At 35.8% G+C, this 14,635-nt stretch carries 7 protein-coding genes; 3 read left to right on the top strand and 4 right to left on the bottom strand.

Translation table 11 applies throughout. The features are described 5' to 3' along the window. Positions 1-158: 158 nt before the first annotated feature. Positions 159-1,091 carry an N-acetyl-gamma-glutamyl-phosphate reductase gene (gene argC, locus ACFIKN_RS03045; protein WP_273791387.1) on the top strand — a complete coding sequence of 311 codons (933 nt, stop codon included), beginning with the start codon at positions 159-161 and terminating at the stop codon, positions 1,089-1,091. 20 nt (positions 1,092-1,111) lie between these two features. On the opposite strand, the gene ACFIKN_RS03040 is transcribed toward argC, so the two are convergent. The 4 genes from ACFIKN_RS03040 to hfq form a co-directional block, all read right to left on the bottom strand. Continuing rightward, positions 1,112-2,188, bottom strand: a complete 1,077-nt coding sequence (locus ACFIKN_RS03040) for a COX15/CtaA family protein (protein ID WP_375631268.1) — start codon at positions 2,186-2,188, stop codon at positions 1,112-1,114. A 146-nt stretch (positions 2,189-2,334) separates the two neighbouring features. Continuing rightward, complete coding sequence (locus ACFIKN_RS03035) at positions 2,335-4,161, bottom strand: hypothetical protein (protein ID WP_375657893.1); 1,827 nt, start codon at positions 4,159-4,161, stop codon at positions 2,335-2,337. Positions 4,162-4,305: 144 nt separating this feature from the next. Continuing rightward, entirely contained in the window at positions 4,306-5,649 is a 1,344-nt protein-coding gene (gene hflX, locus ACFIKN_RS03030; RefSeq protein WP_273791390.1) for a GTPase HflX, read from the bottom strand. A 54-nt stretch (positions 5,650-5,703) separates the two neighbouring features. Next, complete coding sequence (gene hfq, locus ACFIKN_RS03025; protein WP_005773461.1) at positions 5,704-5,943, bottom strand: RNA chaperone Hfq; 240 nt, start codon at positions 5,941-5,943, stop codon at positions 5,704-5,706. 654 nt (positions 5,944-6,597) lie between these two features. On the opposite strand from hfq, the gene ACFIKN_RS03020 reads away from it, so the two are divergent. Both ACFIKN_RS03020 and ACFIKN_RS03015 read left to right on the top strand, forming a co-directional pair. After that, positions 6,598-11,157 carry a hypothetical protein gene (locus tag ACFIKN_RS03020; protein ID WP_375657892.1) on the top strand — a complete coding sequence of 1,520 codons (4,560 nt, stop codon included), beginning with the start codon at positions 6,598-6,600 and terminating at the stop codon, positions 11,155-11,157. A 1,123-nt stretch (positions 11,158-12,280) separates the two neighbouring features. Beyond that, a complete protein-coding gene (locus tag ACFIKN_RS03015; protein ID WP_375657891.1) occupies positions 12,281-14,599 on the top strand; it encodes an NADP-dependent malic enzyme in 2,319 nt (772 codons plus the stop codon). Positions 14,600-14,635 lie beyond the last annotated feature (36 nt).

Below are 14,635 nucleotides of genomic sequence, written 5' to 3'. Positions count from 1 at the left end.
AATGAGATTACATTTCTTTTTTTACACTCTTAATTTGTTTACACCTTTTACAAAAAATATCTATAATCTAAAGAAATTCAATAATTTAATGATTAGAAATAATTTATAATGTGAAAAGCTGAATATAATAGGCAAAGTTAATACGAAGGCAAATAAGAATGCTAACCAAAGTTTTTATTGATGGTGAACATGGCACAACCGGACTACAAATACAAAAACGCTTAGAAAGGCGTACAGATTTAAAACTACTCTCTCTAGCTCATAAAGATCGCCATAATGTTCATCTGCGACAAGACTATCTTAATCAAGCCGATATTGCTATTTTGTGTCTTCCAGATGATGCTGCACGCGAAACAGTTCATTGGCTTAAAAAAAATAAAAACATTAGGATTATTGATAGCTCGACAGCCCACCGTGTTGCACCAGACTGGGTTTACGGTTTTCCTGAAATGACAGCAGGACAAAGAAAGCGCATCCAAGCTGCACATTATGTAACCAATCCCGGATGCTACCCTACCGGGGCCATTAGTTTGATTCGCCCCCTCCGTGAAGCAGGACTACTAGACGCCTATTATCCCATCTCGATTAATGCAATCTCCGGCTATACTGGTGGTGGGAAACAGTTGATTTTACAAATGGAAAATCAATCTCAACAAAATATTCAGGACAATTATTTTATCTATGGTCTTAATCTTGAACACAAACATGTGCCAGAAATCAAAATCTATGGACAAATCAATCAAACCCCACTTTTTATACCAAGTGTGGGTCGTTTTTCTCAGGGAATGATTGTGAATCTTCCTCTGCACCGCCATTTATTCACAAAATCAGCAAACTGTTCTGATTTGCGCGAAATTCTCGCAAACCATTACGATGGACAAAATACCATTTTAGTTGCATCACAAGAAGAAACTGCTTCACTTCAAAGACTTAATCCAGAGTGTTTAGCCAATAAAGATGATATGAAACTGTTCGTATTTGGAAATGATCGTGAAGGTATTTTTAATCTCAGCGCCATATTCGATAATTTAGGAAAAGGCGCATCAGCTGCGGCTATACAAAACCTCGATTTAATGCTTTCAAGCGACTAAACCTCCTTAAACACAAACTTTTATTCAACAACGCGATATGCCCCTTTTGTTGCTCGCCAGTGCGCAACCGCAAAACATAACACTGCTAGTGCCATACTTTGATGAATGAGCCCTAAACTTATCGGAACCTCATGTAACAGTGTTAAGATACCCAAGAGTGCTTGGATAATAATCATAACACAGATAAGAAATGCACGACGAGAATGGGTGGAATGTGGAACATTTTTTTGTACATAGAAAGCATGAACAACTGAGACAATAAATAAAAAATAAGAAAAAAACCGATGAATAAATTGAACCATTAAGGAATTTTCGAATAAATTGAGCCAAACAGGACGATGCTGCAACAATCCATCAGGAATAATCTGCCCATCCATAAGCGGCCATGTATTATAGACTTTTCCAGCATGAAGCCCTGCAACCAAAGCTCCGAAATAAATCTCTATCAAGACGAGAATAACAAGCCAAGCCGCAAAATATTGCACCTTTTGATTTGCTGGCTTTTCTGAGTATTCTGCAAGTCCTCGAGATAAATAAGTAACAAAAACAATAACAAAACATGCCGTTATAAGATGAAATGCCAAACGATATTGGCTCACACTTGTTAAATTACTTTGCCCAATCCCTGAAGCAACCATCCACCAACCAATAAAGCCTTGAAAGGCGATAAGAATAGGCACGACAATAAGCGGAAGTAAGATATTTTTTTCAACACGCTTAGTCGCCCAAAACCAAATGAGCCCCAATAAAGCAACAAGACCAACAAGACGCCCAAGAAAACGATGCGCCCATTCCCACCAAAAAATGACCTTAAAAGCACTTAAAGTCATATCAGGATTAAGCAGCTTATACTGTGCTATCTGTTGATATTTTAAAAATTCCTCTTGCCATTGATCCACACCAATCGGTGGAATAACGCCATGTATTGGCTTCCATTCCGTTATAGATAATCCTGATCCCGTCAAACGAGTAGCGCCACCCACTAAGACAATTGCCAAACAAAGCAATAAAATAGAGTAAAGCCACACCTGTATTTGTTTTCTATTTTTCTTTTGCACAGGTGTTAAAATGCTATTGTTTAATCTCTTTACTGCCATCTCTGATTGCCCCACGCTTCTCTCCAACTAAAATGCATTTTAAAATTTAAACATTAACTCTTTGTCTATTTTAGTATGTACTACAACTTTAGCAAAAAACAAGCGTACCACTATAACATGCGATACATATTTCTTTTTTATGAAGCTTATGATGCAACAATGCGATAAACAGTCTTTGGAAAGCTGTCTACCATCCGCATCATCCATTCTTGTTCATTAAGAACAGTATTACAAATATAATAGTCTGTTAGCTCTGCAAATTGCTCAAATCCATATTTTGGTTCACTTGCCATCTCTAGGATGATAAAATCATATTCTTTTTTAAATTCTTGTAATATATGAGAAATATCATTTGAAAAATCTTGTGCAGAAATAGCACTTGTTAACCCCTGAGGAAGAATATCAACCCCCGTATCATAATCACGGTAAATAACATCATGCAACTTGGCATTGCCCGTTAAAATATCACTCAGTCCGCGATGTGGGCCAATGACTTTCTCTATTTGTTGACCAGAAATATCGACCAACAAAATTGTTTTATTCTCTTTTGTGAGATGAAGTGAAAGCTTTGCCGCTGTCCGTGCAGCCTCTGGTCCAATGATTGAAACAATGGTTGAAGCACGCCATTTCAAAACATCAGATAATCCCTCTATCGTAATAAAAGCTTCAAAATTTTTCATTTCTTGAGAGACTAAAATACTCTCATTCTTCTTAAGAGCATTTTCTTTTGATCTCAAATCCTCTTCTGAGAGTTGGTCTTTTTTGCTTTTAAAGCACGGATAAAATAACAATATTCCTAGCAAAAGAGTAAGGAAGCTGGCCAATGCACTCACAAGAATATTTTTTCCATAAAGAGCCATAAAAGAAATTGGTGCTAACGTTGTTGGCATAACCACGTGGATATTTGTATTTTGTAAGAGAAGAGGATCATCACTCAATCTCCGATATGAATCAATAATTTTTTCTCTTCGTTGAGCAGACTTGCTCATCGCTTCATTTTGTGCATCGACTGCTGCTTTTATTTTATTTTCAAACTCGTTAAATATTTCATTCAAAGATTGGGATTGATCTTTTACAAAAAAGTTCATTCTTTTTTTGAGCTGTTTTTCTAATTCCGTTGCAATAACCTCATCTGAATGAACTTGATAAACGATTTGTAAAATTTTATTTTTTAATTGATGAGAAACTGTCTCTAATTCTGCAGTCATCGCTTTAATTTGAGGATGTGTCCACCCCAATTGCGCAGCCATATGTGCTCTTTGTGTTTCCAAGAGGTCACGTTTAGATTCCAGAGAAACAATTGCTGAATTGCCTGCAATAAACGATAAAGACAGTAAAGACTGCCCATTTTCACGCATCATATTAATTGTTGAATTCAAACTTGTTAAATGAATACGCTTTAAAGTTGCTTGCGTTAATTGCATCGAAAGATCATGAAGCTCTGTTTGTTTTACACCATGCTGAATAAAAGAATCAACAGATTTACGAAATTCCTGCACGATATTAACGATTGCAGTATTATCATATTGTTTGTCTTCTAATTTATCATTTAACAAAAATTGTTTCTGTTTTATGATTGCTTGTGAAAATGCGGAAAACCAAATTTCCAAACCACGTTGAGCTGCTTCAAGTGTCTCGGCTTCAAAAGTAAGATCGATAAAATCACCATGACGCGATAAATGGATATTTTCATGATTTTTTTTCTTATAAGAAGCGCTTAAAGAAAAATTCGAATCATTGAAGAACATAGGCTGTGAAAACAAAAAAGCGATAACATCGTCTTGCTTTTTAATTGGTAATGGTTTTCCTACAGAATCAGATAATGAAAATACTAAAGTTGCTTGGTAACCACGGGGCTGGACAAAATAATACAACCAAATCAAAGATACACATAGCATTTGTAATAGCAAAACAATCAAAATGCTTCGCCATACGGTACGTACGAATAGTCTTTTATTACACTTAAGACTCATCTTTATTTTAACCAGCAAAATACTTCTTCATATTGTTTTATTAAGAGAAAGTAGTAACTATCCTCTTAATTTGCTGTCATATTATTTTGAGATAAGAAAAACATAAAATTTAAGCATAAATGTTCAACAATAGCTTTAAAGAACTTAATTCATATTTTTTTTGATATTCTCTAATTGCTTTTTTGCTTCAGAAGTAATAACGGCTCTAATGGTAATAGACCCATCATCATGTCCTTCTTGCACTATTTCCGCAGAGTTTTCATAAAACCAATCGATAAGCGACATTTCATGAGGCTGTAAAAGATATTCAATGCTTTGCACCTCTCCAAAAATTCGCATTTCAATGGCTCTTAATAATTGATCAAGTCCATCCCCTTTAAGTGCTGATACCATGAGAGCAGGATTTAATCGTGTTTTTGCGCTTGTTTGTAAAACACTCAATGCTTGCCCATCCAACATATCAATCTTGTTCCAAACTTCTATGATATGCTCCATATCATCAATATCGATATCAAGACTTGAAAGCACTTCTAAAACATCTTGGGCATGTGCTCGATGATCAAGATCTGACATATCTCTTACATGAAGAATGAGATCCGCTTCAACCACTTCTTCAAGGGTTGCTCTAAAAGCTGCAATCAAATTTGTTGGCAAATTAGAAATAAACCCTACAGTATCAGACAAAAGAATAGTTTTTCCATGGGGAAGGACAACTTTGCGCAAAGTCGGATCAAGCGTTGCAAATAACATATTTTTTGCTAAAACATCTGCACCGCTTAAACGGTTAAAGAGAGTTGACTTTCCTGTATTCGTATATCCTACCAGTGCCACAACAGGATAAGATGTTTTTTTCCTTTTTGCTCTATGAAGTGCACGTGTTTTAATAACCGTTTCTAATTCGCGGCGAATACGAATAATTTTCTCTTGTAAAAGACGCCTATCTGCTTCAATTTGCGTCTCACCAGGTCCACCTAGGAAGCCACGCCCTCCCCGTTGCCTTTCCAAGTGTGTCCAACTACGCACAAGCCTCCCTTTTTGATAGGACAAACGCGCTAACTCTACTTGCAAAACTCCTTCTTTTGTTCGTGCACGATCCCCAAAAATTTCAAGAATCAAAGCCGTTCTATCGATAACTTTACAATTCCATAATTTTTCTAAATTACGCTGCTGTACTGGCGTTAAAAAGTGATCTACAATCGCAAGCTCAATAGAATATTCATCTATATAACAGGTTAACGCATCTACTTTACCTTTTCCAAAGAGAGTCGCAGAGCGAGGCGTTGCAATATTAATCGTTTCATAATTAACAACTTCTAACCCTATAGCACGCGCTAACCCTAATGACTCTTTAACACGAGAAGATACAGAACACTCTCTCAAAGAGCTTTCACTTCTATTTTCTTGAAAAAACGGTATCAAAACAAGTGCGCGCACCTGTCCTGTGTTCTGCGCAAATACCCCTCCTAATCTCTCATTTTCATTTATCATAGCAATCTAAGTACTTTTAAAATGGGATAAGAGGTCTATCTTAAAATGATATGTTTACTCAGGACTTTCACCCTCAAACATCTGTACAGGCTGCCCAGGCATAATCGTAGAAATAGCATGCTTATAAACCAATTGCGCGTGTCCATCTCGGCGTAAAAGAACACAAAAATTATCAAATGAAGTTACAATACCCGTGAGTTTAACGCCATTGACAAGAAAAATTGTAAGGGAAATTTTTTGCTTACGCACCGTATTTAAAAACACATCTTGTAGGTGTTGTGATCGCTCTGCCATTATTCTTACACCTTTATCTAGATTGCATAAAATATTCGTGCATGCATATCGACTGAAAAATATCCAATTGTCAACGTAGAAGCTTCAAAATTCAGCAACAAACAACTGAAATTAGAGAAAAAACGGCTCTTTAAGGCAATAATAAAGTACAGCTTACGAAAAGCTATATTAAATTAAAAATTTTTCCACGTTTACTTTTTTATGAACTTACAATTCAAAGGCATACTTTTATACGTCCTAAGCTATTACAGACTATATGTGATGATGAAACTGCTTCGTTTAGAATCAATAAAAGTAAGCGGACAACAACATTTATTAACGATTATCGGTATTAAAGAGAGGCGTTCGCACCTTACTGTATATATAACTGCTATTAAATTGTCCTTATTTCAAAGACTACCGGCTTATAAAGCTTTTTATAAACACAAGTTGTAAACAGTGTTTTTGTTTTTGTTAGATTTAAATAATAAATTGTTTTTACTATATTTTATAACATTTTTAAACAGGGTATAAGAAACTGCGTTAACTTTATCTTGATAAGTTTTTAAAATTTTTCCCTAAGCATATTCCTTTCTAAATAATTAACAGCTAGTATATAGAAATTATGTGGAAGAGGACGTATCCCTTTTCCGGCTGTAAGAGTACGAGGCGAGTATGGCACGCAGAACCAAATTGCAAACATTTGAAGTTGAAGTTGAAGAAGCCCTCACAAAAGCTATGAACTTTGATTTCGATGACACAGGATTTGAAACGATATCATCCAATAATTCTGAAAATGTTGTTAATGTCGATGATCTGATTCAAAAAATTGCAATGGCAGAAGAAGAATTTTTTGCTGAAAACGGTACGTCAACTTTTGTTTCTAATATTCATGATGAAGCTGTTATTGATAAATCCGTTGTTGAACAGCTTTTTGCTCCAAAACCTTCACCTGATATTTCAGGTGGAACTGTTCATAATACATTATTGCCTACAAAACTTCTTCCTGCAAATGATGATATAACAACCCCTGTAAATTTTGGACCATTCAAGCAGCGTTCTTCCTCTCGAGTCTACTGGTATACAACAGCGCTTAGTGCTTTATGGGCAACGGGAGGAGCTTTTATTGCGCATAAGCTCGCACCTACCGGACTCAGCTCCTTATCCAATATCAGCACTTTTGTTACATCCCCAACAGGACTTGCTGTAGCAGCCGGAACAGCAATTCCTATCCTTATATCTTGGGGCGTTGCTCAATTAACAAAACGTTCAAACGACTTGCATAATATTGCGCTTCTTATGACCAATGCTGCACAGCGCCTTAGTGAACCACAACATCTATCTGAAAAACAAGCTATTGCTATAGGGCAAACCATTCGTGAAGAAGTAGCGGCAATGAACGAAGGTATTGAACGTACCCTCGGACGTGCTGTTGAACTTGAAGCAATCATACAAGGTGAAGTTCACAATCTAGAACAAGCCTATGCTGAGAATGAATCACGCATTCACACATTAATCAAAGAATTGAGTAATGAACGCATAGCCATTTTGAATCACGCAGATCGCGTACAATCAACAATTAAAGGAACCCAAGAACAACTGAGTGATGAATTTGGTTTGGTTACCTCTAACATTGTGACCAATGTTGAAAAGCTTGCACAAACCCTTTCTCAAACTTTACAAAAACAAGGTGAAGACCTTGTTGAAAAACTTTCCTATGCCGGTGATGGCGTAACAAATCAACTTGTTGAAAAATTTAACAAAACAACAACACAAATTCAGCAGAAAAACACGGAATTTTTTCATGAATTAGGAAAAAACTTTGATGGTTTTGCAAAACGATTTGATCATAATGAAAAACAAATAGAAAAAACCTTTAATGAAACAGCTGAAAAAGCGGAAGTACATGTTGCTAAAATTGCAACACATATACAAGCAGTAACAGATCAAACTTTGCACGCTGTCGATGAAAAGTTTAAAGCCTTGGATAAAGCTCTTATTGATCGTAATAATCAATCTCTACAGAATTTTGATGAGAAGATCTTAAAGCTCGACGACCAAGCACATAAACTCTCTTCTAAATTTGATAACGTAACCTCGCAAGCAATTGGAGCCTTTGAACAACGTTTAGCAACTGTTGATCTTTCTCTTAAAGAACATAGTGATTCCATCATTGATTCCTTTATAGAACGCAGTCAGGCTTTAGAGGATAATGCTGAAAAACTTGGTAATTTCTTGGAAGCTCATGTCTTGAAAATAAATGAGAACCTCCAAGAAAAAACAGCAGACATTACCCATGCATTTACAAATGGACGTGAAGCCATTCTTTCTGCAATTGATAAAAGTAAAGAAAGTCTGAGAGAAGAAATTCAATATGTCGACAATGCCATTGTTGATATCATACAAGAACGTTCACAAGATTTTAAAGTACAACTTTCTGATCAACGAGCTCTTATGGCAGACATGCTCGATAACGAGAAAAATAAAATTGCGGATACATTAAGAAATCAAATTGATGTTTTGTCCCAAAATACTTCTCATATTGAAAAAGTTTTGGCTGATAATGTTCAAGTCGTTGATAAACAAGCTGAAAATCATATTACAAACATCATTCAATGCACTGAAAAGCTACAAGATGTCATTGTACAAAGCTGCAATACAACCCAAGATGCTTTAGAAGCACAGGCGAGAAATATTGATATCCGTGCCGATGCTCTGCGCGACTCTTTAGCGATTAATAGTTTTTCTCTCAATGAAGTTCTTGCCGATCAAGCACGCACACTTGAGCAACGCATGGAAACAATCCATAACCTCATTGCAAAAAGTGATATACGTGTCGATGTTGCATTGAAACAACAAATAGATTTAGTTGAGAGTGCAATTGTCGCCAATAATAAAAACATTACTGAAACGGTTCAAGATCATATCAGAAACCTTGAAAACCATGCCGAAATTTTAAAGAATACTCTTTCTCAATCGAGTGGTGTTTTCTTTGAAACCCTTGAAACACGTATGGAATCATTTGATACAGATCTAGAAGATCGTGCACACAAAATTTTTGAACGAACAACAACGCTAGAGGAAACATTATCTGAAAAATTCAGCCAAATCTGTGAAGCCATTGATATGCAAACATCTGTTATTGAGGAACGTTCTGACACGTTAAAAACGTCTCTCATTCTTAATAATGAGCAAAGTCAGATAATTCAACAAGCGCTGGAAAGTAGTGTTGACAATATGCGTGTAACCTTAGAAGACTCTGTTAATACAGTTACAGATAACCTGCATAATAAGATTATAAAAGCTTCTGATATTCTTTCTTCTACGAGTGAACAAATTCTTTCATCTGTTACAAATGTTACTGCACAAGCAGAAAATATTCTCTCAGAATCAGGCAATCGCATTGTATCAAATGTCAAAAAAACTGTTTATGATACCAGTGAAAAAGTTCTGTCCGTTCTGTCTGAACAAACAGCACATACTGTCGAAGCTTTCGCAACAGCCAGTCATAATGCACAAGCATTATTGAATGAAACTATTCACACATCAACAACAGCAATAGAGCAAGTCCTTAATGAACGCTGTGATGTTCTTCATCACTCTATGCAAAATCTTAAAAATAATTTAGGATATCAGCTCTCTGATGTCACGAGCCGTCTGGAAGATGCTGGAAATCAAACAACAACACAAATTTCACAACATGTTGGAAAAATAACAGAGCTTACAAATCACTTAAATCAAGCAGCGCAAAATACGACAGAATCAATTGATTCTTTAACACAGCATATCGGTGAACAACTCTCTCTTTCCACACAAGATGCTGAACAAAGAATTTATGCACATAATGAATCTTTAGTGAATAGCTTAACCAAAGCCAACTCTGAAACACTTCAAACAATAACGATTATGAAGGAAGAGCTTGTTAATAATGTCTCATCCATCTTAACACAGTTGAATCAATCAATTCACAATTTTCACGAAAATAGTAATGTTTTATTATCGGCTGTTCAAAATATTGATGGGCAGTTTAATGAGAGTACGAATAATTTTTTCCGCAACACGGACCAAGTAGCAGAGCGTTTGTCAGCCTCAAATCAAGCGCTCAATACTAATGTTGAAATTCTGCAAGGACTTTCAAAGAGTACCTTTGAACAAATTAATCATATAACGAGCAGTTTTGGTGAACATGCAAAGACACTTTCCCAAACTATTCATGTTCTTGAACAGTCTGAAAATTCACTTAGTGCAACACTTGAAGAAAAACATAATACGCTTTCTGTATTAAGCGATGCTCTTGTTTCAAAGTCTCATGAAATTAATCAAATGATTGGGCATTATGAAAAAATCTTCAACTTAGCACTTGAACGCTCTGATAAGAATGCGCGTAACTCCACAAATTCATTCCAACAATCACTTAATAAGCTTATTAGTGAAGCATCAACGCGTTTTTCAGAAGCAGCAGAAGATATACGTCGCTCCGCTGATGAAGTTCGTTTAGAGCTTTCAAAGATTAATAATGATATCAATGAAAATGTAAAAAAACTTCCAGAAAAAACAAAAGAAACAACGCAAACAATTCGCACAGCTTTGAATGAACAGATTACAGCGTTACAAGATTTAGTCAGTGTTATACAAAATGATCAAAAGAGCGTACAAAAACAGCTAATATCAGCATTTCCTACATCATCAATATTTAATCAAAAAAGTGACAGTTCCACTGAGTCTGTTAAAAAGATTGTGCCACCTAAGCCTATCTTGCAACAAGATCAAAGCAAAAAAAGACCAAATAAATGGGTATCAAATCTCTTAGAAAGAGCTTCACGTGAAGAAACATTTTATGATGCTCCCCCTAGTGATGATGTTTTAACATCAGTGCAAACAAAACCATCTCCTGCAAACTGCTCTCTTAATTCATTAGCTTCTGGTATAGTGCAAGCTATTAATCACAATGCCATTGTTGAGCTATGGGATCATTATCAACGTGGACAAAAAAACATCGTAACAGAACGCCTTTACACCTTAAATGGACAAAAAATATTTGAAATGATTAAGAAAAAATATATGAGCGATTTTGGGTTTAAACGTTCAGTGAATCAATATGTTACAGATTTCGAAAAGCTCTTACGTGATATATCGCGCAGTTCTGGCTCTTCCAACTCAGTTCGCAAGTACTTGATATCAGATACCGGAAAAGTTTACACTATGCTTGCTCATGCAAGTGGTCGAATCCAATAACAAATAAGAAAAGTGGAAAAAATATTTTTTCCACTTTCTCTCTCTCTCCAGTTGTTTTAATGGCTTATCATAGAGTACTTTTCTTTCAACTGTAGCTTTGTACTTCAAAGGTTGGGATAATTGGCATGCGAGTTTTCTTTGATATCCTAAGCAATAACCCTAAAGAAGCGTAATGGCTTATCAAACAACATATCATTCTAAGAATGATAAAGCATGTTTTCTATTTCCTTATCTTTTTCTTAACTTCTTTATTTTTCATAGTTTCATAAAGGTACAAAATCGGTAATAATTATTTTTATTAATTGTGAAAAAAATTCATGCTTTTGTATTAAAATAGCTTATAGAAACACTTCTATTTATTTTTTTAATGTTTTTATCCACATATTACTCTCGTTTGAATTATGTAAGTAAATGTTTTTTTATTATATTAGGTGAATTTGAAATAAAAGAAGCTTATTGTATTCAAATTTTCTATTCAATATACGAGATGATTCATTATAAATTATAAAGTAACGCATTATACGGAATATATGAACTTTAGGTATAAAACATGCAATTACAGCTGTTTCGGATATACTTTTCGTTTATTAAAACACAGATTTGTAAGTATATTAAAAATATACAGCTCGCATTATTAAGAGTTCAATTGAATAATAAACAAAATGACTTCCATTTTTAAAGTTCCAGTTTCCTTTTAAATAGCTGCAAAAACAATTTATAAATTGCAAATTGTTATTTAAAATTTCTTCTATCTCCCTATAGAAATTTAAATAAAGAAGATGAAGTTAATAGAAAACACTCTTCTTTTTTTTCCTTAATTTGTAAGCATTGCAAAAAAAATAATGGCTTGGTAATGTAATCATTAGTAATATTTTATTTGTTTGTAGACTAATCAATTTTTACGCGTTTTATTAAGGAAAGAAAAAGCTAATCGTGCTGCTATCAATGAAATTATTCATTGTGCACAAACAAAAAGAATCATCAAACTGGTTTTACGATCCAGAAGAGTTTTCTCATACTCATGCATTTTGATATTCAGAGAAATGAGGATCTATTAGTGGACAAAACCTTATCGTAGATGGAACATCTCATATACACATACGCTAACTTGGATATCATAAAAATGTCTAGAGAACGAAATAGTGATTTCAGTTCACCAAAAGCTGAACTTGACAGTGCCGCACTTTTTTATCACCAACACCCAAAACCTGGAAAATTGGAAATACAAGCAACAAAACCTCTTGATAATCAACGTGATTTAGCTCTTGCTTATTCTCCAGGCGTTGCAGCACCATGTCTTGCGATTCATGAAGATCCCAATCTTGCTGCTCAATATACCTCCCGTGCTAATTTAGTCGCTGTTATATCCAATGGAACTGCTGTTCTTGGTTTAGGAAACATTGGTCCACTCGCTTCCAAGCCAGTTATGGAAGGCAAGGCCGTTTTATTTAAAAAATTTGCGAATATTGATGTTTTTGATATTGAAATTGATGCATCCGATATAGAACAAATGGTACAAACAATATCGACCTTAGAACCTACATTTGGTGGTATTAATCTTGAAGACATTAAGGCTCCTGAATGTTTTGACATCGAAGAAAAGCTTCGTGCTAAAATGAAAATTCCAGTTTTTCATGATGACCAACATGGAACTGCCATTATTGTTTCTGCTGCTGTATTAAATGCCTTAAATCTTTCAGGAAAAAAAATTGAAAATGCAAAAATAGTTACCTCAGGTGCAGGTGCTGCTGCCCTCGCTTGCCTTAATCTTTTGGTTCGTCTTGGGGCGAAAGTTGAAAATATTTGGCTTAGTGACTTAGAGGGAGTTGTTTATGAAGGTCGCAAGACCCTTATGGATCGTTGGAAAATCAATTACGCACAAAAAACGGACGCACGAACTTTATCTGATATTATTGATGATGCGGATATTTTTCTAGGCCTATCTGCGGGTGGTGTTTTAAAGCCTGAATATCTTAAAAGAATGGCTCAAAATCCACTCATTTTAGCGCTGGCTAATCCAGTACCAGAAATTATGCCTGAAGAAGCACGCTCTATACGACCAGATGCAATGATCTGCACAGGACGCTCTGATTATCCCAATCAAGTTAATAATGTCCTTTGTTTTCCCTATATCTTCCGTGGTGCATTAGACGTAGGTGCTAGTGCAATTAATGAAGAAATGAAAATGGCCGCTGTTCATGCGATTGCTGCCCTTGCACGTGAAGAAACTTCAGATGTTGTAGCACGTGCATACTCAAAAGAACCACCCAATTTTGGACCAGACTATCTGATCCCCTCTCCTTTTGATCCGCGTTTAATACTGCGTATTGCTCCCGCTGTTGCTAAAGCAGCAATGGCAACAGGTGTCGCCATTCGTCCCATTGAAGATATGGAAGCCTACTATGATATCCTCAATCGATTTGTCTTTCTTTCTGGTTTAACAATGAAACCTGTTTTTGCTGCAGCAAAAACAGCAAAACGTAAACGCGTCATCTATGCCAATGGTGAAGATGAACGCGTCCTTCGTGCAGCACAAGTTGTCATTGAAGAACAAACAGCAACGCCCCTCCTTATCGGCCGTCCACATGTCGTAGAAGCAAGATTAAAACGCTTTGGTTTAAGAATTCGTCCCGGTATAGATTTTGAATTAACAAACCCTGAAGATGATCCACGTTTTCGTGATTATGTTAATTTATTTTTTCATTATACAGGAAGGCGTGGTGTTACGCCTGAAATGGCAAAAACAGTAGTGAGAACATCAACAACGGCTATTGCTGCCCTTGCCGTTATGCGTGAAGAAGCAGATGCAATGATTTGCGGCTTAGAAGGACGCTTTGAACGCCAACTTGAATTGATTGAACAAATTATCGGTCTTGATCCTAATGTTCACCGTTTTTCTGCTATGAGTTTGCTTATCTCTCAACAACGTACTCTTTTCCTTACAGATACTTACGTCAATGAAAATCCTTCTGCAGAAGAAATCGCTGAAATGACTGTGTTGGCAGCTCAAGAAGTTGAAGCATTTGGAATAACACCAAAAGCAGCCTTATTATCACACTCAAACTTTGGTTCTAAAAACACAGAAAGTGCGCGTAAAATGCGACGTGCAACAGAAATTCTTGCCAAATTACACCCTGATTTAGAAGCAGATGGTGAAATGCATGCTGATGCTGCCCTTTCCAAAGTTTTTCGTGATCGTGTTTTTCCTAATTCTCGTCTTAAAAGTGAAGCTAATTTGCTTGTCTTTCCAACACTTGATTCAGCCAATATCACGCTAAACACTGTTAAAAGCCTCACAAATGCACTCCATGTTGGTCCTATTCTAATCGGGGCAGCACGTCCCGCCCATATCTTAACACCTTCAGTAACTTCCCGGGGAGTTGTTAATATAACAGCCCTTGCTGTCCTTGCTGCCAATAGAAAAAATAGTCTCGTAAAATAAATGCGTAATAAAATTTCAAAGTTTTTTAAATATTGA

This window comes from Bartonella sp. CL436QHHD (assembly GCF_042195105.1).
In the GTDB taxonomy this organism is placed as follows: Bacteria; Pseudomonadota; Alphaproteobacteria; order Rhizobiales; family Rhizobiaceae; genus Bartonella.
The sequence above is the reverse complement of the archived record's forward strand: the minus strand, read 5'-3'. Positions and strand labels throughout refer to the sequence as shown.